This is a genomic window from Pedobacter sp. R20-19 (assembly GCF_000708265.2).
Classification (GTDB): Bacteria; Bacteroidota; Bacteroidia; order Sphingobacteriales; family Sphingobacteriaceae; genus Pedobacter.
In genome coordinates this window covers 243,712-265,264 of sequence record NZ_JCKI01000001.1, presented here as the reverse complement: position 1 = coordinate 265,264, position 21,553 = coordinate 243,712, and the positions used below count along the sequence as shown (strand labels likewise).

General features: G+C 36.7%; 13 protein-coding genes. 10 read left to right on the top strand and 3 right to left on the bottom strand.

Annotation, left to right across the window (positions count from 1 at the left end):
* The first annotated feature begins 1 nt into the window (after position 1).
* Positions 2-1,639: a SusD/RagB family nutrient-binding outer membrane lipoprotein gene (locus AN34_RS01180; RefSeq protein ID WP_029281438.1), complete on the top strand. Its 1,638-nt coding sequence runs from the start codon at positions 2-4 to the stop codon at positions 1,637-1,639.
* A 28-nt stretch (positions 1,640-1,667) separates the two neighbouring features.
* Positions 1,668-2,210, top strand: a complete 543-nt coding sequence (locus AN34_RS01175) for a DUF1735 domain-containing protein (protein ID WP_029281436.1) — start codon at positions 1,668-1,670, stop codon at positions 2,208-2,210.
* Between the two features lie 37 nt (positions 2,211-2,247).
* On the opposite strand, the gene AN34_RS21985 is transcribed toward AN34_RS01175, so the two are convergent.
* Positions 2,248-2,373: a hypothetical protein gene (locus tag AN34_RS21985; protein WP_255353639.1), complete on the bottom strand. Its 126-nt coding sequence runs from the start codon at positions 2,371-2,373 to the stop codon at positions 2,248-2,250.
* 106 nt (positions 2,374-2,479) lie between these two features.
* Here AN34_RS21985 and AN34_RS01170 point away from each other — a divergent pair, with 106 nt between their 5' ends.
* The 7 genes from AN34_RS01170 (at position 2,480) to AN34_RS01145 (ending at position 17,911) form a co-directional block, all read left to right on the top strand.
* Positions 2,480-5,701, top strand: a complete 3,222-nt coding sequence (locus AN34_RS01170) for a SusC/RagA family TonB-linked outer membrane protein (RefSeq protein WP_029281434.1) — start codon at positions 2,480-2,482, stop codon at positions 5,699-5,701.
* A 17-nt stretch (positions 5,702-5,718) separates the two neighbouring features.
* Positions 5,719-7,200: a SusD/RagB family nutrient-binding outer membrane lipoprotein gene (locus AN34_RS01165; RefSeq protein ID WP_231625466.1), complete on the top strand. Its 1,482-nt coding sequence runs from the start codon at positions 5,719-5,721 to the stop codon at positions 7,198-7,200.
* 120 nt (positions 7,201-7,320) lie between these two features.
* Entirely contained in the window at positions 7,321-7,596 is a 276-nt protein-coding gene (locus AN34_RS21365; RefSeq protein ID WP_082468290.1) for a RagB/SusD family nutrient uptake outer membrane protein, read from the top strand.
* 258 nt (positions 7,597-7,854) lie between these two features.
* On the top strand, positions 7,855-11,043 hold the full coding sequence (locus tag AN34_RS01160; RefSeq protein ID WP_029281430.1) for a SusC/RagA family TonB-linked outer membrane protein: 3,189 nt from the start codon (positions 7,855-7,857) through the stop codon (positions 11,041-11,043).
* A 27-nt stretch (positions 11,044-11,070) separates the two neighbouring features.
* Entirely contained in the window at positions 11,071-12,582 is a 1,512-nt protein-coding gene (locus tag AN34_RS01155) for a RagB/SusD family nutrient uptake outer membrane protein (protein ID WP_029281428.1), read from the top strand.
* Between the two features lie 564 nt (positions 12,583-13,146).
* A complete protein-coding gene (locus AN34_RS01150; protein WP_029281426.1) occupies positions 13,147-16,263 on the top strand; it encodes a TonB-dependent receptor in 3,117 nt (1,038 codons plus the stop codon).
* Between the two features lie 19 nt (positions 16,264-16,282).
* Positions 16,283-17,911 (top strand): RagB/SusD family nutrient uptake outer membrane protein, encoded by a 1,629-nt coding sequence (locus tag AN34_RS01145; protein WP_197285467.1) that lies wholly within the window; start codon positions 16,283-16,285, stop codon positions 17,909-17,911.
* A 116-nt stretch (positions 17,912-18,027) separates the two neighbouring features.
* On the opposite strand, the gene AN34_RS01140 is transcribed toward AN34_RS01145, so the two are convergent.
* Together AN34_RS01140 and AN34_RS01135 are read right to left on the bottom strand one after the other, a co-directional pair.
* The gene (locus AN34_RS01140) at positions 18,028-18,435 is read right to left on the bottom strand and encodes a DoxX family protein (RefSeq protein ID WP_029281422.1); all 408 of its coding nucleotides are present in this window, start codon (positions 18,433-18,435) and stop codon (positions 18,028-18,030) included.
* A gap of 1 nt (position 18,436) precedes the next feature.
* Complete coding sequence (locus tag AN34_RS01135; protein ID WP_029281420.1) at positions 18,437-19,336, bottom strand: LD-carboxypeptidase; 900 nt, start codon at positions 19,334-19,336, stop codon at positions 18,437-18,439.
* Between the two features lie 40 nt (positions 19,337-19,376).
* Here AN34_RS01135 and metG point away from each other — a divergent pair, with 40 nt between their 5' ends.
* Positions 19,377-21,485, top strand: coding sequence for a methionine--tRNA ligase (gene metG / locus AN34_RS01130; RefSeq protein ID WP_029281418.1), 2,109 nt, complete (start codon positions 19,377-19,379; stop codon positions 21,483-21,485).
* Positions 21,486-21,553 lie beyond the last annotated feature (68 nt).

Below are 21,553 nucleotides of genomic sequence, written 5' to 3'. Positions count from 1 at the left end.
CATGAAAAAAATATTTATATTATTTCTTGCAGCCAGTGTTGGTCTTTCGTTATCATCATGCAAGAAATACCTTGATGTCAATACAAATACCAATCAACCCATTTCAGGAACACCAGAATTGGTACTTCCTCAGGCAATGACGGCTGTTGCAAATTTAACCTGGGGGCAGGCGCCGCTTGAAGGAACAATTCCTAACCCGGCGAATGCAACAACATCAGCTTCATTTAACTTTTATGGCTCACAGGTTGTAGGCTACGCTGCGAATGGCGGAGGAGTTAGTGGTTGGGGTGCAATCATTTCTTATGATTATGCTTCAACGGATTGGCAACGTTTATGGAACAATAGCTATGATATTGCAACTGATTTCCAATACGTAATTGATAACACAGAAGGTAAAGCAGGCTATGCTCAATTTAATGCGGCAGCCAAATTAATGAAAGCATATACTTTTCAAAGATTGGTTGATCAATACGGCGATGTACCATATACTGATGCCTTAAAAGGTGCTGCCAGTGTTACACCTAAATATGATAAAGCTACTGATATCTACAAATCATTAGCAGACCTTTGCGATGCCGCAATCGTATCATTCAAAGCTAACCCTGTTGCTGCTAGTAATTTCAAAAGTGCAGATGTAATGTTTGGTTCAAGTGCTACAACTACTGTTGAAATCACCAGATGGATTCAATTCGCAAATACACTTAAATTAAGATTAGTTTTGCGTGCTGGAAACAAAGTAGCTTTCACCAATAAAAACTTTGATGTTGCAGGTTTCCTAACGGATGATGCTTCTATTAATCCTGGATATACCAAAGTGATTGGAAAACAGAATCCAGGATGGAATGGTTTCGTATATTCTGCTGCAGGTGCTGCTGTGGCTGCTGGTTCAAATTATGTTCCAACGCCTTTCATCATGAGTTTTTACAACGGAACAAAATTAACTGATCCGGCACGTGCAAATGTGGTTTACAAATCCGGTATCTCAACAGCTACAAATCAATTGGGTAATCAATTGGCAACTGCTGGTCGTGGTGCAACGCCAAATTCATGGTTTAGAGGTACAAGTTCTACTTCTTTTGAGGCAATTGGAATTTTCAAAGGACCAGATGCTGCTCAACCTGTTATCTTGGCTGCCGATAGTTATTTTCTTCAAGCCGAAGGCGCATTAACTGGTGTAATTGCTGGTACTCCACAATCTTTATTTAATTCAGGTATTCAGGCATCATTCAGGTACTTGTATAAATCAAATACCGGAGCTGTATCAGCAGGTAAAGATCCGGTAGCAGATGCTACCACTTATCAAACAGCCAACTCAACAAAGTACATTGCTAACTACGGTTTAGCTACCACTCAGGCACAACAATTAGAAGCAATCATTACTCAAAAATATATTGCTTTAAACTTAATATTTGGTGATGAAGCCTGGAATGAATTTAGAAGAACTGGTTATCCGGTAAGTAACCCTGATATTAGTGCAGCAACTCCTGCGCAAACAATTGTTTCCATAGCTGGAGTTTCAACAGCAGCAGATAAATTACCTACACGATTACTTTATCCAAGTACTGAATTTACTTATAATAGCGCAAACGTGCCAACAAATATTAATAAGTATTCAACCAAAATATTCTGGGCTAGATAAATAATATTTTAAATTTAAACGAAAAGAAATGAAAAGAATATATCAAAACCTGGCAATATTGTTTGTTGTATTAACCTTAAGCTCTTGCCTTAAGTCTAATCCAATCATTGGTCCGGATGCACCAAATAGTGCTGGTGCAATTATAGAATTTGATAATCCTGATTATATCGCTTCAGGTTCTTTAACCGCAAGCGTAAAATTAGCCCGTTATCAACTTACACTTGCAAAAGGAACGGCATCACCTTTGAATATCCGCGTTAACTATAGCGGTACAGGAAAACCTGCACCATCTGATGTAACTGTTGGAATTGGAATTGATGCAGCTGCCTTAACCTTACATAATACACAAGCCAGTAGATCTTATACTTTAATCCCGGCAACCTGGTATACCATGCCAACAACTGTTGTCATTCCGGCTGGCCAGGCGGGTGTTAATTTTGTTATTCCTGTTAATACAAACAATTTTGTTACAGGTTCAACATACGCACTTCCGTTAAAAATTAATACGGCTTCACAAGGAACAATTAGTGGTAATTTTGGTTCTATTATAGTTTCTGTAGCAGCAAACTAGAGATAAAACAAAAACAATATAAAGGCCATCCGATTTATCACGGATGGCCTTTTTTGCGTTTATTTACCATTAGAATTAAAATGAATTTCTGCTGAATTAAATCACCTGTTCCGATTAATTTTTGAATGCTTAAATCGTCATTAATAAAATCTAGCTTTGTCATTTTGATGCAATTTATTCTAATCGGTTGTTAAATAATGTTAAATACTATTTCAACAACATTAGATTTGCTCTCTTAAAAACTAATAATATCTACTAACTTGAATTTCATGAAAAAACTTCTACAAAGTTTGTTTATCCTCATGTTCGTGGCATTTAATGCCATTGCCCAGGATAGAACAATCACTGGTACAGTTACTTCCGCGGATGACAAATTACCAATTCCGGGGGTAAGTGTAAAAGTAAATGGTGCACAAATTGGTGCCGTAACAGATGCAAATGGAAAGTATTCCATAACCGTTCCATCATCTGCTACATCTTTAGAATTAACTTACATTGGCTATGCATCTCGAACAGTTAAACTTACCGCAGCAACTGTTTACAATGTAATTTTAACAAGTGATTCGCAAGGCCTATCTGAGGTTGTTGTAACCGCAAATGCGATTAAAAGAGAAAAAAGAACATTAGGTTATTCTGCACCAACATTAAATAATACAGAATTAACTTCAGGGCAAAACCCAAGTGTGATCAACTCTTTAGGTGGTAAGATTGCCGGAGTAAACATTACTTCTTCTTCTAATACTCCAGGTAGTTCATCCAGAGTAGTTTTGCGTGGAGGTTCATCCATTTCAGGAAATAACCAGGCACTTATTGTGATTGATGGTGTGCCAATTGATAACTCAAGTATAATCGGTGGTAGCTCTAGTTTAGCCAGTGTAGATTTTGGTAACCGTGGTAATGACATCAATCCAGATGATGTTGCTTCAGTTACAGTGCTGAAAGGCCCAGCAGCTGCAGCATTATATGGCTCACGTGCATCGAATGGTGCCTTGATTATTACCACTAAAACAGGTGCTAAAGGTGCTAAGCCTCAGATTACGTTTAGCACTTCAAATACATTCTCTTCTGTTCTTAAGTTGCCTGATTTGCAAAATGAATACGGACAGGGATATTATGATGAAGTTGGGACTAATGATGCCAATACTACTTATGTTAATGATCCTAAAGAAAACTGGAGCTGGGGAGCACCTTTTACTGGTGAAGTTCAAGAATACGGACAGTCAATTGGCGGTGTGCGCTTAACTAAACCTTATTCGGCACAGAAAAATAATCTTCGTGACTTTTTTGACACTGGTTTTGCTACTGATAATAATTTAGGCTTTTCAGGCGGTGGCGATAAAACAACATTTTATCTTGGACTAAACTCGTTGAATTCCAATTCAACTTTTCCTGGCAACAAGGATGTTTATAACAAATATAATGTTCGTTTCAATGGTACAGCAGAATTAAGTGATAAATTTACGGCAGGAGTATCATTTAACTATTCCAAAATAAGCTCAAAAAAACCTAATAATGGTCAGGATCCCGGCGGTATATATAATAATGTATTGCAAACGCCAAGAGATATGCCGATTACAGACTTTAAAGATTTAAACAATCCATATTACAGCTATGGCGTTGGTGACACAAAGACTTATGGCTATTATGGTGCATATAGCATGAATCCATATTGGTTAATTGAGAATTATGAGAATCAAAATGATGTAAATCGTATTACAGGTAACTTTACCTTAAACTACAAACCATCAAGCTGGTTAAATATTACAGAACGTTTAGGTTTAGATAATTATAGCGACAGAAGGTTAGAGAAAAAACCAAAATTCTCTTATGCCCCTGCAGATGACGCAGGTAATTACACGACTGGTAGTAACTCACAAGTAAGTAATGGCTCTTATCAGATTAGTCAATATAATGTGAATGAAGTAGTGAATGACTTAATGGTAACCGCAACAAAGAAATTTGGTGAAGATTTTGACGTATCCCTAATGGTAGGTAACAACATCAGGATGAGAAATACTTCTACCAATCTTACAGCTACAAATGAAAGTGGTGGTTTAGTTGTTCCAGGATGGTATAACCTTGCAAACAGTAACGGGCCTGTTGATGTAATTTCAGATTATATCAGCAATAGAAGATTATTCGGTCTTTATGCAGATTTAAACTTGTCTTATAAAAACATGTTGTTTTTAGAGGCTACAGCAAGAAATGACTGGTCTTCTACTTTGCCAGTTGCGAACAACTCTTTCTTTTACCCAAGCGTGAGTGGCTCATTCCTATTTTCTGAAGTATTAAAAAAATCTTCAGGATTTGAGTTCTTAGATTATGGTAAATTGCGTACAAGTTATGCTCAGGTAGGTAATGATACTGACCCTTACCAATTGTTTACTACTTTCTCAAGAGGAGAGATCTTAGGTGGCTTTGGTAGTACAACTTTCCCATTCGGAAATGTTACAGCTTTAATGGCTGGTTCAACACTTGGAAATGCTAATCTTAAACCAGAAAGAACAAGTTCATTTGAAATTGGTACAGAATTAGGTTTCTTAAAAAACAGGTTGTCAGTTGATTTTAGTTATTATGTAAACAATTCAAAAGACCAGATTCTAAGTATTCCTATTCCAAATTCAACAGGATATGGATTTAGTGTAACAAATGCTGGTGAAATTCAAAATAAAGGTATTGAGTTAAGTTTAAGAGGTACACCTATTAAAACCAATTCTGGTTTAAGCGTTGAGCTTTATGGTACGTTTACACAAAACAGAAGTAAGGTGGTTTCTTTAAGAGATGGATTAGAACAAATCAGTGTAGGTGGATATTCAGGAATGTCTATCGTTGCTGCAGTTGGTAAAGCTTATGGCGAATTCTATGGTATCACAGAAGCTAAAGATGCACAAGGAAGAACTATCGTAGATGAAGAAACAGGTATTCCGGTAAATACAACATCTGCTCAGTATTTAGGCAGTTATAACCCTAAATATCAAGCATCATTAGGAACCAATATCAATTACAAAAACTTCTCATTAGGTGTTTTATTTGATACTAAACATGGTGGTGTTTTCTATTCAAGAACAAGAGATATCATGGCATTCACGGGTACTTCAGCAGAAACCGGCGGAGCAAGAATTAATACGGTTTTCCCTAATTCTGTATATATTGATGCTAATGGTAATAGCGTTGTGAATACAACAGGTTATAATAAACAAGATTACTATCCAAACCGTGCTGACGGAGCAAATATCGTAGACGCTTCTTTTGTTAAATTACGGACGCTTTCTCTTGGTTATACCTTTAGTAAAGAGCAATTAAAAAGCAATAAAATTAGTGCATTAAGTATTGGTTTATTTGGTAATAACTTATTTATCTGGACACCAGAATCTAACCAATATGCTGATCCCGAAGTTAACTCTGCAGGTGCAGGAAATGCACAAGGTTTTGATTTTTCAGCAACGCCTTCGGTTAGAAACTACGGCGTTAATTTAAAAGTTTCGTTCTAATCTTAAATACTATGAAAATGAAAAATATATTTAGCACAAAGAATTTTTTATTTCTTTTGCTGGCAAGTACAGTTGGTTTTACCGGCTGTAAGAAATTTCTTGATGTTAATCAAAACCCAAATAATCCAGATAGTGCTACACCAACTCTACTATTACCTACAGTTGAAGCTTCGTTGGGGCAATTAATGGGAAATGGATTTCAGATCTTTGGAGGCATATGGGCGCAGTATTGGACTCAGAGTCCAGTCGCTTCACAATACAGAAATTTTGATAGATATAGTGTAACAAATACTGCATTTGATAGAAGCTGGACAACTATTTACCGTAATGCATTGGTAAATGCTGATCTTATTATTAAGAGTGAAACGCCAAACAGTGATAATGTAAAAGGTATTGCATACATCCTTAAAGCTTATACTTTCCAGGCAGCTACTGATGCATTTGGTGATATTCCACTTTCTGATGCACTTGATGCTACGAAGTCATCAAGCCCAAAATATGATGCTCAATCTGCTGTTTATGATAGTGTTTTCACTTACATCGATAAAGGGGTTGCCTTACTTAAATCTTCTGCCACAACTTCTTTAGGGGAGCAGGATATTGTTTTTCAAGGTAATGCAGCCAAATGGACGGCTTTTGGAAATACATTAAAATTGCGTGCTTATTTAAGAATTTCAGAGGTTAACCCTCAAAAAGCACAGGCTGGTATTGCTGCTTTATATGCAGCAAATTCTACCTTCTTAAATGAAGATGCACAGATTAAATATTCTACTACAGGTGGAAATCAAAATCCTCTTTATAATGAAATGGTGGGTTTAAATTTTACACAGAATCTTGGTGCAAGTGCCACTGCGGTTAATGGCTTTAAGAAAAACAATGACCCACGTGCATTTAAGTTTTATGATGTAATCGCACCAGCAGATACGATTTCAAATATTTTAAATGGAGCAAGTAGCTTAAGTTCAAATTCAGGAAAAAGTATTTCTTCGCCATCTGCATTAGTTGGTGGCCGTGCAAATAATCCAGCGTCAGCTACGGCACCTGTTAAATTAATCTCTTCTGCAGAAAGCGCTTTCCTTCAGGCTGAAGCAGTAGCCAGAGGCTGGGCCGCAGGTAGTGTTAGTACTTTATTCCAAAAAGGTATTCAGACAAGTTTTACTGCAGTTAGCTTAACTTCTGCTCAGGCTACTGCTTATATAGCAACTGCTCCTGATGCACAGTTAGGTACGAGTGCGGCTACGCAAATTAAGGCTATTATTACACAGAAGTATTATGCTATGTGTGGAACCCAAGGATTTGAAGCATGGACAGAATACAGAAGAACCGGATATCCTAATTTCTTAATCACTTCGGTTACATCTGTGTTAGGTGCAGGCAGAACCCCTTTAAGATTTTTATACCCTAACAGTGAAGCTGTTTCTAATGGTAATTATCCTGGAACAGTTGTTCTATATCAACCTGTTTGGTGGGATGTAGCTACAACAGTGCTTCCAAATTAATATAATACCTTATTTATAGGAAAAGTGCTTATCATTTGATAAGCACTTTTTTTATGGGATTTTATTTTCAATTCAGCGTAGAAATATTCGAATGAAAGTGCAACACCAAATGCAGAAGCCATTACTATTTTAAATACAAGAATTAGAGCTAGAGCTGGTCTTGCTCCTAAAACAGTTAGCAGTCAACAAGCATTAATTGATGCATTATTGATTGAACGACGTAAAGAGTTAGCATTTGAAGGTCATAGTAGAATGGATTTGCTTAGAAATAGGCTTGCATTAAGAAGCGGAAACCCAGCTGCTGCTTTTGGCGGTGCTAAAACCATATTGCCAATTCCTCAAAGAGAAATTGATAATAACCCTGGTTTACAAAGACAACAAAATAGCGGATATTAATATTTATAAGAATTATCTTTTACTAACACCAACTTTCATTAGAGAGTTGGTGTTTTTTTTTGGAATTAATTTTAATAACTAATTTTTTAGTCTTTATTATAATACAAATGTTTGAATTATTGTATTGTCATTTAAAGGTCAAATATGGGTTTGTTTTTAGACTAAATCATTTTAATCATCAGAAATAGGTTGCATTATATTCTTATATGTTATATTTTGCGATTTAATTCAATTAATCAAACAAACTAATTTAAATTCATGAAAAAACTTTTACAAAGTTTGTTCGTGCTTCTGTTTGTTGCATTTAATGCAATGGCTCAAGACCGAACAATTAATGGAACAGTAACGTCAACGGAAGATGGCATTCCCCTACCTGGTGTTAGTGTTAAAGCTGTTGGTGCACAAACTGTTGCCGTAACCAATGGCGAGGGTAAGTATTCCATCAGAATCTCTTCCTCAGTTCAAAGCCTGCAGTTTTCTTATTTAGGCTTCCTGACTAAAACTATCAACATCACTTCATCTGGTGTAATTAATGTTGGCTTATCTGGTGATGCACAGTCTTTATCAGATGTGGTTGTAGTTGCTTATGGTACACAAAAGAAAGAGTCCATTACAGGCTCAGTATCAACTTTAGGTGCTAAAGATTTAGAAAGCAGAACGGTAACAAATGTTGTTGCAGCATTACAGGGCTCAGCTCCTGGTATTAGTGTTGGTGCATCTAACGGCCAGCCCGGAAGTACCCCAACGATCAGAATCCGTGGTTTTGGTTCATTCTCTGCCTCAAATACGCCACTTTATGTGTTGGATGGGTCTGTTTATGATGGTAGTATTGGTGATATCAACCAAAATGATATTGAAAGCATTTCGGTGTTAAAGGATGCATCATCCTCAGCTTTGTATGGTTCTAGAGGTGCAAATGGTGTAGTAATCATCACAACTAAAAGAGGGAAGTCTTTACAGCCTTCAATTAGTGCCAATATTGTTCAGGGGTTTTCCGAAAGAGGTATTCCGGAATATGAACGTGTAAACGCACAAGAATATTATCCTTTGGTTTGGCAAGGCATTAAGAATAACTTAATGTATAATGCTTCACCAGCTCTATCTGAATCTGCAGCATCAACAAGAGCATCAGCAGATGTATTTACCAACTTAGTATACAATCCATTTAATGTTCCTGGGGGGCAGGTTGTAGGCACTGATGGTAAGCTCAATCCTAATGCCTCATTATTATATAATGATTTTGATTGGTATGATGCGATGTCTAGACTTGGAAAAAGAACTGACGCAAATTTAAATTTTTCAGGGAAAACCGAAAAGTCAGATTTCTTCGTTTCAATGGGATATTTAAATGATCAGGGTTTCAATATTAAATCAGACTATCAGCGATTTAATGCCCGTGTTAATGTGAATACTCAAGTTAAGCCTTGGTTAAAAACCGGTTTAAACATTGCAGGATCAATGACTACTGCAAATACTGCAAATGATTCTTTTACAGGTAGTGGTTCAAGTTTTATCAATGCATTTTCGTTTACCAGAGGTATTGGTCCAATTTATCCTGTTCATGCTTTCGATGCTGCCGGTCAACCAATTATGAATAGTTTAACAGGTGAACAATGGTATGACTATGGAAACCATCCAGGTGCCATTGCTCGTCCTCAAGGCGCTTCTCCTGCCAGACATGTTGTATATGAGACTTTACTAAATGAGTACCTTACAAGAAGAAGCCAGGTAAGCGCAAGAACTTACGTTGAAGTTAAGTTTTTAAAGGATTTCACCTTCGTTCCTACATTTAGTATTGATTTAAGAAACAACAATGGTAGCACTTATTGGAATCCAACTGTTGGTGATGGAGTAACGCAAAATGGTTATAAATCACAAAGTAACAATACCATTAGATCTTATACGTTCAACCAGATTTTGAACTATAAAAAAACAATAGGCGATCACACCATAACGGCTTTGGTTGGACATGAGAATTATGATTATAATTATCGTACTTTCAGTGCAAGCAGAACAGGTTTAATTTTACAAGGTAATACAGAATTTGCTAATTTCGTAACAGCCAATAGCTCTGGCGGACAAGCAGATAATGATAATATAGAGTCGTATTTTTCTAAAGCGAGCTATAATTATAAAGATAAATATTTCTTTGATGCATCTTTAAGACGTGATGGTTCTTCCAGGTTTTCACCAGATTCAAGATGGGGAACTTTTTACTCATTAGGTGGTTCATGGTCAGTTAATAAAGATTTCTTAAAAGATGTTTTCTGGCTAGATGATTTAAGGCTTAAAGTATCTTATGGTGAAGTAGGTAATAATGCAATATTATTTACAACAGGATCTAATGCAGGTAATAGTGATTATTATCCTGATAGAGCATTTTATGACTTAGGCTGGAATAATGGTGCAGAACCAGGAGCACTTTTAACATCTGCAGCTAATCCGTTACTAAAATGGGAATCTCAGAACACGTTCAACTCAGGTGTTAGTTTTTCATTTTTGAAAAGAAGAATCTATGGAGAGTTTGAATACTTTAAGAAAAATGTAAAAGATTTATTATTCAGTGTTCCTCAACCATTATCAGATCCTGTAACAAGGATTAATCAGAATGTGGGTGCAATGTACAATTCTGGTGTAGAATTAATGTTAGGTGCAGATATTGTGAGAACTGATAACTTTAATTGGAATTTGATCACTAACTGGACAGTCTTGAAAAATAAAGTAACTAAGCTTCCAGTAGAATCACCAACTATTATTAGTGGTACAAAAAGAAGAGAGGTCGGTTATGATTATTATCAGTTTTGGTTAAGGCAATATGCTGGTGTTGATCCTACTGATGGTGCTGCGCTTTATATCCCAGATCCTACCCAAACTATTACAGCAGCAAATAAAAGAACAGTTAATGGTGTGGAGTATACGATTAATCAATCAAATGCTCTGTTTGACCGTTCAGGATCTGCCATTCCTGATTTGATGGGTTCATTTACCAACTCTTTTTCATATAAAAACTGGTCATTATCGGTATTGGTTAATTACCAAATTGGAGGTAAATTTTATGATAGTAACTATCAGGGCCTAATGAGTACTGGCTCTTACGGAACTGCTTTACATAAAGATTTATTAAATGCCTGGACACAAACAAATACTACCAGCAGTATTCCAAGAGTAGATTTCGGTAACTCTGCAAACATCAATGCAACTTCAACAAGATGGCTAATTGATGCTTCTTACTTAGCTATTCGTAATGTTAATTTATCTTATAGCTTACCTAAATCATGGTTAGGCAAGATTGATGTAAGCAATGCTAGATTGTTTGTAACAGGTGAAAACTTACACTTATTCTCGAAGAGAAAAGGTTTAAATCCTTCAGAGTCATTTGATGGAACAAACGCAAATGTTTATCCACAAGCAAGAATGTTAAGTGTTGGCTTAAATGCCACTTTTTAATTATTAAATTATAATATCAAGACAGATATGAAAAAGATATTTTACTCAGCGATTTTTGCCTCTATGATTTTAGGTTGGTCAGGCTGTAAAAAAGATTATCTTCAAACAACACCAACAGATAGAGTTGATAATACATCTATATTTTCAACGACTGCAAATGCAAGTGTAGCATTAAATGGAATTTATCGTTATATGTTTGAAAGAACTGCAGAAACAACCAGTAACGCTCAGGGTAAACCAGGTGTTGCAGGTATTCTTTTAGGTATAGATTTTATGGGTGAAGATTTGCACCAGGCTGCAGCAACATGGTTCACCTCAACTGGTGAAGGTAATTATGTAGCAGCACGTACCGATAATGCAGCCAGTAACTTATATTATTATCGTACATTCTTTAGGATGATCGGTAATGCAAATTACATTATCGATAATATTGATGCTGCAGAAGGTTTGGCTGCCGATAAATCAAGAATTAAGGCTGAAGCTTTAACATTGAGAGCCTATGCTTACTCTTATTTGGTGCAATTTTATGGTACGAGGTATAACCCTAATGCTAAACCAAATAATCAACTGGCAGTACCATTGCCGTTAAAATCTACGGATACAAAAATGCCAAGAGTGAGTGTTGAAGCTGTTTATACTGCAATCGTAGCAGATTTAGATGCTGCAATTGCTTTAAATGCAGTTTCAGTTCCTAATAAAACCCATGCAAGTGTTTGGGTTTCAAAAGGGCTTAGGGCCAGAGTTGCCTTAACTATGGGTGATTATACTAATGCCATTAAATATGCTAAAGAAATAGTTGATGGCAATGCATTTCCATTAATGAGTCAGGCAGATTATCAAACTGGTTTTAATAATATCAACCTATCAGAATACATGTGGGGAGCTAATCCTACCACTGAACAAGGTGATACTTTTGGATCGTTTTATGCGCAAATAGCTTATAATGCCAATTCAAGTTATCAGCGCTCTACACCAAAAATGATTAACTCTAAATTATATGATTTAATTTCTTTAACCGATATAAGAAAGAAAATGTGGGAGCCTTCACCAACAGCAACTAATTTCCCGTTACCACTGTCAACGTTTGTAAGAAGACCATACATGACCAGAAAGTTCTCTGTTAAAGCTGTAGGTGACCCGTCCTTAGGTGATGTGCCTTGGATGAGAAGTGCTGAAATGCATTTAATTCTTGCCGAAGCTTATGCCAGAAGTGGACAAGACGCTTTAGCACAAACCGCTTTATTCACTTTAGTTTCCAAAAGAGATTTAAGTGCAGTTAAGAGTCCAAAAACCGGTACTGATTTAATTAATGAAATCATGGTAAACCGCAGAGTTGAGCTTTGGGGAGAAGGATTTAGATATTTAGATCTTAAGCGCCTAAATTTACCATTAGACAGAACAACTTCAAATGTTCCTAATTACGTAGCTGCATCTGTTGCTAACGTATTGCAAATTCCTGCCGGAGATCCAAGATTTTTATTTTTAATCCCTCGTGATGAAATTAATGCAAACCCTAATATTGGTCCACAAAACCCATAATAGTTGATGTGTTATCAGGATTTAAGAGGCTGTTTTAAACAGCCTCTTTTTTTTGAACTGATTTTTGTAATATGAGTTATAAGGTTAATAATAAATGCTGAAATGCTATTTCAAAATGATTCTTTTTACTTTCAGCTTATATTATATTATTCGAGGTATATTAAATAAATTATACCATTAAAATTAGTATGATTTTAAAAACGATAAATCGTCATAATTTTTTCTTATGATTGCGATTTAATATAAATATATAGATAATCTGATTAGATCATCTCTGATTTAAGTTGTCTATTTCATAAATCATGCTTTTTGTAAGATAAAAAAAATATTTTAATCTAGCTTTAATGTATTTGTATCTTCTTTGATAGTAAAAATGAGCTTAAAATATGGTTTTTACGTCTTTATTTGTTTAATAACTGCCTTTATTTTGACGTATTTGAGTTTTTTGTATAATGGTCTTTTCTTTTTAGCTAATTAATGCATTTAATATTTGTTTTGTAAAATTTGCTTTACAGGTTGTTAAATTTTATATTGTGCTCTTATTAACTAAACTAAACTAATTTTATGAAAAAACTTTTACAAAGTTTGTTCATATTGCTATTCATTGCAAGTACTGCAATGGCGCAAGAAAGAACAATTACTGGAACAGTTACAGGGAAGGAAGACGGATTGCCACTTCCCGGAGTAAGTGTAAAAATCAAAGGCGCATCAGGAGGAACCACAACCGGCGCTGATGGTAAATTCGTTATCAGAGTTACAACAGGTGCTAGTATTGAGTTTTCATCTATAGGGTTTTCGCCTATATCTCGTGTTGTTACCAATTCAAATGTACTTAATGTAGTGTTAACTAATGATGCAAGATCTCTGTCTGATGTTGTTGTTGTAGGTTACGGATCTGTAAACAGAAAAGATGTTACTGGTTCTCAATCTAGTGTATCTGCTCAGGAATTTACAGACAGGGCTATTCCATCATTTGATAAGGCTTTAGCTGGTAAAGCAGCTGGTGTACAGGTAATTACTGCGAACGGACTATTGGGGCAGCCTGCTCAGGTGCGTATTCGTGGCACGAACACCATTACTTCGGGTCAAGGGCCACTATACGTTGTAGATGGTGTTCCTATCTTTTCAGGTGATGTAGGTGGTTTCACATCTTCAAATGCTTTAGCAGATATCAATCCAAATGATATTGAATCCTTTGAGGTATTAAAAGATGGAGCTTCAACAGCTATTTATGGTTCAAGAGCGGCTGGAGGGGTAATTTTAATTACCACTAAAAAAGGTAAGGCAGGTCAGGCTACTTTTACTTATGATGGTTATTATGCCGTAGGTAAAGTATCTAAAAGATATGATCAGCTAAATGCAGAGCAGTTTATTGAGGTAGCAAATGAACGCCTAGTAGCTGCAGGAAATGCCCCACAGGCATTCTCAATGCCTGACGGTCAGGGTGGAATTGTCGATACAGACTGGCAGGACTATTTATTCAGAACGGCTCAGCAACAAAATCATAGTGTTTCTGCTGCTGGTGGTACAGAAAAGGCTAAATATTATTTCTCATTGGGATATAGTGACCAGCAAGGGGTAATTATCTCTAATTCATTAAAAAGATATTCAATTAAAGCTAATTTTGATCAGAAAGTAAATAAGGTATTTAGCTTTGGCTTAACTTCAGGATTTACTTATCAAGATAATACAGGCCCACAAACAGGAAGTAACACTTTATCAGGAAATATTTTTGGAGGATTACGTATGTTGCCTAACGTACCTGTTTATGATGCTGCGAATGTTACCGGGTACAATATTGCACCTAACAGAACGGCGTTAGGAAGAGGTAATAACTTAATTACCATTTCAGATAACATCGGTAACCAACGCTTCGTATTGGATAATAATATCAGAAGATCTCAAACCTATCGTTTACTAGCTACTGCATATGCAGAGGTTAATCTTTTCGATGGCTTAAAATTTAGAACTCAAGTCGGCGTTGATAATCAAAATGTGGATGATTTTATTTACACAGATCCGCGTGCTGGTGATGGGGTAAGTAGCAATGGAAGTATGTCTCAGGCTTTTAGTCCAAGTATCAGGCTGGATCTTCAAAATGTACTGTCTTATAATAAGAGCTTTGCAGATGCACATAATTTAAGTGTAACCTTGGTTCAAGAGTTTCAGAATGACAGAACATCTTTCTATCAAGCTTCTGTTTCTAACTTAACAGATATTTACTGGAACCAAAATATCGTAACTGGTACTTTTGTTACGCCAACAGCATCAGGAAGTTTGGTTAGAACAGCTTTAGAATCTTATCTTGCCCGTGTAAACTATAATTATAAAAACAAGTATTACATCGGTGGATCAATTCGTTCAGATAAAAACTCTAATCTACCAACTGCAAATCGCTTAGGTTATTTCCCTGGTGTATCTGCTGCCTACCGTGTTTCTGAAGAATCTTTCTTTAAAAACTCTTCAGGTTTAAGTTTTATTTCTGATTTACGTCTTCGTGGATCATATGCGGAAGTGGGTAATGTAAGCATTGGAAACTTTAGGTATTTAGGTCAATATAATGCAGCTGTATATGGTGCGCAACCAGGAATTGGCTTCAGTAACATTGGTAACTATAACCTTCAGTGGGAATCACAAAAGAAAGTTGATGTGGGCTTAGAGTTAGGCTTATTTGCTGGCCGTATTAATGTTACAGCAGATTATTTCAGACAAAATACAGATGCATTGGTGCAAAATGCACCTACAGCACCGTCTCTTGGTGTTCCCACAAATACCATTACACAGAACGTGGGTAACATTTTAAATTCAGGTTTCGAATTCTCCATTGGTGGTGATATTATTAAAAATGATAATTTCTCTTACAATGCAAATTTCACCTTTACTGCACAAAAGAACATTGTTGAATCTTTAAGAGAGGGTCAAGATCAGATCAGTACTTATAATATCATTCGTGTTGGCGAGTCATTAAATTCTTTTTATGGATATGAATATGCCGGTGTAAATCCAGCTAACGGTAACCCACTATATGTAAAAGGAAATGGTCAGATTATTCAAGGTAATGTAACCAATCAAACCTATAATGTATACGATCCTGCTAACCCAAGTGCCACAGGTGCTTCTGCCATATTATCAGCTTCAACAGATAAGAAAGTTTTAGGTAGCTCATTACCAAAATGGTTTGGAGGATTAAATAATACATTTACTTATAAGGGCTTTGATTTAAATATCTTCTTAAGATTCCAGGGCGGAAACAAAATCTATAACAGAACACGTGTTGATCAGTTAAATCAAAATTTTGTAAACAATGGAACTGAAATTTTAGGCAGATGGCAGAGTGTATCTAATCCTGGTGATGGCGTAACGCCAAGGCAGTGGTTTGGAAGATCTACATTCATCAATAGAGATGGAGATGCCACAACACGTTTCCTTGAAGATGGTAAATTCTTAAGGTTAGATAACGTAGCTTTTGGTTACAAGGTACCACAAAGTTTTGCCAGTAAATTAAAAGTAACCGGAATCAGATTATATGCTTCTGCGCAAAACTTATTTGTAATTACAGGCTATAAAGGTTTAGATCCGGAAACAAATACAACGGCTTCTGCAACTACTGGATATGGAACAGACTTCAACGGAAACCCTCAACAGCGTACCTTCACATTTGGAGCTAACGTTAGATTTTAACTGACTAAAGAAACTAATAATGAAAAAATATTTCATAAATAAAAAGGCCTGGGTATTACCCTTATTAGGCTTAATGTTATTTGCAGGATCTTGCAAAAAATATACTGAAATTGTACCTGATAATACTTTTGCTGAAGATGACGCATACTCAAATCCTCAGCGTGCAGCTTTAGCCATTACTGGTGTATATAGTGCCGCTCAATCTAGTCCATATACGGATAACTCCAATCGTGGATATCCTTTTGGGGCGGCAAATACGATTCAGGGTGATATGAGAGGCGAAGACATGATGGCTATACCATCATTCTTTTTAGTAACTTATGAAAATAGCTACGATGCTACTACAGCTAATAATACTGCACTATGGACAAGTTTATATGCAACTATTAACAGAGCTAATATCGTGATAACTAAATTAAAAGAAGCTGCTGCTGCTGGTACCATTTCAACTGATGTGGCAACAGCAGGTGAAGCAGAGTGTCGTTTTTTAAGGGCGTTAAGCTATCATGAGTTATTAATTCAATTTGCTCGTCCATATAATGAAACTACTGGTGCAACACATCAAGGTGTTGTGCTTAGAACTGTTGGTATTAATACACCAGAGTTGGTAGATCAATACAAAAATGAGGGACGCAGTACAGTTAAGCAAGGGTATGATTTAATTCTCTCAGATCTTGATTTTGCTGAAACAAATTTAGCTGCGCAATCATCAGCATCTCTTAGAATTACAAGAGCCACGAAAGGTGCAGCTATTGCTTTAAAAACTCGTGTTAAGTTGCATATGGGCGATTATGCTGGTGTAATTACTGAGGGCACAAAGTTAGGTACATCGGCTGCTGGCACTACTTTCACCGCGCCAACTGCGCTTGGTGGGTATGCGTTAACAGCTACCCCTGATGGTCCATTTGCTAGTGTTGGTGCAAATTATGGAAATACTGAATCAATTTTTTCAATTGAAAATTCAACAATCCGTAATGCAGGCACCAATGGTTCGTTAAGCACGATGTATTCAAAAGCACCAGGGAGAGCGCTGGCTGTAATATCTCCTATCATCTGGAATGATCCATCTTGGAAAGCAACAGATACACGCAGAACACTGTTGGCAACAACTGATGCTGCTACGGGAGTTGCTGCCAAGTATTATTTCAGTGCAAAATACAAAGATCCGGCAACCTGGACTGATGCAAATCCGATAATTAGATATGCAGAAGTTTTATTAAACGTTTCTGAAGCCTATGCCAGAACAGGAAATACTACTCAGGCTTTAGCTTTATTAAACGCCGTTAGAAATAGATCAGTATTAGCTGCAGATAGATATACTGCTGCCAGTTTTGCAACTGCTGCTGCATTAATTCAAGGTATTATCAATGAAAGAAGAATTGAGTTTTTAGGTGAAGGTAAACGATGGATGGATATCCACCGCCTAGCAAAAGAAAACCTATACGGCCCTAATGGTATTCCTGCAAAAACAAGCTCTACAATAGCTTTCTCTGCATATAATGCAGCAGCAGGGTATACAGGAGTAAGATCTGTTGCAGCAATTCCATATGCAGGTGCCGCAACAAGTTTTAGATTTATCTGGCCAATACCAACCGTAGAAACTCAGGCAAACCCTGTTTTAGCCGGACAACAAAATCCAGGTTATTAATAACTGATTATAATTCAATGAACAGATACAGTCTGTATTTTCGACTTAGTTGATTAATAATCTTTAAAATGACAAAAGCCAGCGTTTGCTGGCTTTTGTCATTTTGGAAATTTTAATTATTTCTTATCCACGCTATACTTACCAGGCCCAATAAAAATTAAGCTAAAAAATACAATGCCTAACTCTATGGCATGGCTGGCACCACCTAATCCATCGCCTTTGCCAAAGTGAACCAGGGCTGCAATAATCATGGTAAAAACCAGGGCTATACATGCAGGACGGAAAAATAGTCCTACTATTAATAAAAAGCCTCCGAAGGTTTCAGTCACAGCGGCCATAAAGCCCCAAAATACGGGTAAAAAGTTTATGCCCACTACTTTCATACTCCCACCTAACTCTGCCCAGCCACCAAGACCACCAGCCAGCTTTGGAAAGCCATGAACAATAAACATGATGCCAATGCCTATACGCATGATTAATAAACCAGTGTTCCGGTATTTACCTAAACTATCAAAAATTGCCATGTTATAAATATTTAAATTGAACGTTATTTGTTTCTACTTTCAAAAGTACCTTAGCCCCCAAAACCATGGTGAGGTTATGATCAATATGTCCGGTAGGAAAATTAAAGCAAACCGGGTAATCATATTCCCTTATAATATCCCAGATCACTTCCTCTACGGTTTGTCCGAAAGGAATTTTCTCGACTTCTATTTCATTAAATGCCCCGATAATCAAGCCTTTTAAATGGGCGAGTTTGCCAGCTCTTTTAAGCATTCGTAACATTCTGTCGATACTGTATTCATGTTCGCCTACATCCTCTAGAAAAAGAATTTTATCATTAAAATCCATTTCTGATACAGATCCCTGCAACATGGCGAGTAGTGTTAAATTTCCACCAATCAATAACCCTGTGGCTTCTCCAGATCGGTTCGGAAATTCACTTTCGTATTGATAAACCTGTTGCTCGCCAAATAAGGCATTTTTTAGGGAATCAAGAGCCTCGGAGGCACTCTCTTCAAATGTATAGGGCATTTGGCCATGGATGCATTGTACTTCGCTTTGAGAAATGATGTGTGAAAGTAAAACGGTAATGTCGCTAAATCCGATAATCCATTTAGGATTTAAGTTAAATTGAGTAAAATCCAGTTCATCAATGATCCGAATGGTTCCATAGCCTCCCCTGCCTGCAATAATCGCTTTAATAGATGGATCATCAAGAAACTGCTGAATATCTTTAGTCCTTAATTCATCCGTTCCGGCAAATTGATGATGGCTGGCATAAACACTTTCACCTATAATAACCTCTAATCCCCAGCTGCTTAAAATCGCTATAGCCTCATCAATGGGCTTCGGTAATTTCTTCGCCGGACAAACTAAGGCAATCTTATCTCCTTTTTTTAAATATGGGGGCTGTTTAATCATCTTCAAAACACTTATCTTTGCCAAATTAATAAAAATTGTTTTGGATAATAGTAAAATAAAAAGATATACCGTAACTGCGGCACTTCCATATACCAACGGACCAGTTCATATTGGGCACCTTGCAGGTGTTTATATCCCTGCTGATATTTATGCCCGTTACCTGAGATCGAATAAACGCGATGTCAAGTTTATTTGTGGATCTGATGAAAATGGTGTGCCAATCACTTTAAAAGCCAAGAGAGAAGGTATCACGCCACAAGAGGTAGTAGATAAATACCATAAAATTATTGGAGATTCTTTTAAAGAATTTGGTGTTTCTTTTGATATTTACCACCGTACGTCATCTCATACCCATCATCAAACTGCATCAGAATTTTTCAAAACCTTATATGATAAGGGCGTATTTACAGAAGAAGTTACCGAACAGTATTATGATCCTTCAGCCAAACAGTTTTTGGCCGATCGCTATATTACCGGCACATGTCCGAAGTGTGGTAACGAAAATGCCTATGGTGATCAATGTGAGAACTGTGGCTCCACATTAAATGCAACAGACCTGATTAATCCAAAATCTACACTTTCTGGCGATCAACCCATTTTAAAAGAGACTAAAAACTGGTTTCTCCCGCTAGATCAATACGAAGAAAGGTTGAGAAATTATATTGAAAGTCATAAAGAATGGCGCCCAAATGTATATGGTCAATGTCAAAGCTGGTTAAATGCTGGTTTACAGCCACGTGCTATGACTCGAGATTTAGATTGGGGAGTTCGTGTACCTCTTCGGGATGCTGAAGGAAAAGTATTGTATGTTTGGTTTGACGCGCCAATTGGTTATATCTCTGCCACTAAAGAATTATGTAATTATGCCAAATTAGATGTTTGGAATCCAAAGGCTGAAGAATATTATATCAACAATTATGATAGTGATAAATGTGGATGGGAAGAGTATTGGAAAAGTGATGAAACGAAGTTGGTTCACTTTATAGGTAAAGATAATATTGTTTTCCATTGCATTATTTTTCCGGCTATGTTAATGGCACATGGTGATTATACTTTGGCAGATAATGTTCCGGCGAATGAGTTTTTAAACCTTGAAGGGCAGAAGATTTCCACTTCAAAAAACTGGGCAGTTTGGTTAAATGAATATCTGCGAGAGTTTGAAGGCAAACAAGATGTTTTACGTTATGTGCTTACGGCAACTGCTCCTGAAACCAAAGACAATGACTTTACCTGGAAAGATTTCCAGGCGAGAAATAACAATGAACTGGTTGCCATACTAGGCAATTTTATTAACCGGGTAATGGTACTTACCCATAAGTATTTCAATGGAAGTGTGCCTACCTGTATGGAAATTACACCGGTGGATCAGGCTGTAATTGATGAATTGGCAAGCTATCCGGCAAAGATTTCTGCTTCGATAGAAAATTATCGCTTTAGAGAGGCTTTATCAGAAGTGATGAATGTTGCCCGTTTAGGAAACAAATACCTGGCTGAAACGGAGCCATGGAAACTCATCAAAACAGATGAAGATCGGGTACGTACCATTTTACACCTTTCCCTTCAAATTGCGGCTAACATTCAGGTATTGATTGAGCCTTTTTTACCTTTTACAGCAGAGAAACTGATGAATATGCTAAAAAATGGTGGAAATGAGTGGGCGGATGCAGGGGCTGTGAATTTAATTAAACGTGGGCACGATATCGGCGAAGCTGTATTGTTGTTTGAAAAGATTGAGGATGCTGAGATCGATTTTCAAATTGCAAAACTCAAGCAAAGTAAATCGACTAATACAGCCAATAATGCTGTAGTTACCCCGGCTAAAGAGAATATTAATTTTGATGATTTTTCTGCTCTTGATATTCGTGTAGCAACCATTACTGCGGCAGAAAAGGTCGAAAAAACTAAAAAGCTATTAAAGCTTACTGTAAATACGGGTTTAGATGAGCGCACAGTTGTATCTGGCATAGCAGAATATTATAAGCCTGAAGAAATTATAGGGCAGCAGGTGAGTTTATTGGTAAACTTAGCCCCTCGTGAAATTAAAGGAATTTTATCACAGGGAATGATTTTAATGGCTGAAAATTCAGAAGGAAAACTTACTTTTGTAGCGCCTGCCGAAAAATTTGAAGCAGGCAGTGTAATCAGATAAGCGCATTAATAATTGCGATTTTAGGTTTTGCATTTGTAAATCTAAAATCGTAACTCTGCAAATCTAAA

What these genes read in the sequence shown, in the direction of transcription:
- AN34_RS01180 (WP_029281438.1), top strand. Translation starts at nt 2, where the DNA reads ATGAAAAAAATATTTATATTATTTCTTGCAGCCAGTGTTGGTCTTTCG.
- AN34_RS01175 (WP_029281436.1), top strand. Translation starts at nt 1,668, where the DNA reads ATGAAAAGAATATATCAAAACCTGGCAATATTGTTTGTTGTATTAACC.
- AN34_RS21985 (WP_255353639.1), bottom strand. Translation starts at nt 2,373, where the DNA reads ATGACAAAGCTAGATTTTATTAATGACGATTTAAGCATTCAAAAATTA.
- AN34_RS01170 (WP_029281434.1), top strand. Translation starts at nt 2,480, where the DNA reads ATGAAAAAACTTCTACAAAGTTTGTTTATCCTCATGTTCGTGGCATTT.
- AN34_RS01165 (WP_231625466.1), top strand. Translation starts at nt 5,719, where the DNA reads ATGAAAAATATATTTAGCACAAAGAATTTTTTATTTCTTTTGCTGGCA.
- AN34_RS01160 (WP_029281430.1), top strand. Translation starts at nt 7,855, where the DNA reads ATGAAAAAACTTTTACAAAGTTTGTTCGTGCTTCTGTTTGTTGCATTT.
- AN34_RS01155 (WP_029281428.1), top strand. Translation starts at nt 11,071, where the DNA reads ATGAAAAAGATATTTTACTCAGCGATTTTTGCCTCTATGATTTTAGGT.
- AN34_RS01150 (WP_029281426.1), top strand. Translation starts at nt 13,147, where the DNA reads ATGAAAAAACTTTTACAAAGTTTGTTCATATTGCTATTCATTGCAAGT.
- AN34_RS01145 (WP_197285467.1), top strand. Translation starts at nt 16,283, where the DNA reads ATGAAAAAATATTTCATAAATAAAAAGGCCTGGGTATTACCCTTATTA.
- AN34_RS01140 (WP_029281422.1), bottom strand. Translation starts at nt 18,435, where the DNA reads ATGGCAATTTTTGATAGTTTAGGTAAATACCGGAACACTGGTTTATTA.
- AN34_RS01135 (WP_029281420.1), bottom strand. Translation starts at nt 19,336, where the DNA reads ATGATTAAACAGCCCCCATATTTAAAAAAAGGAGATAAGATTGCCTTA.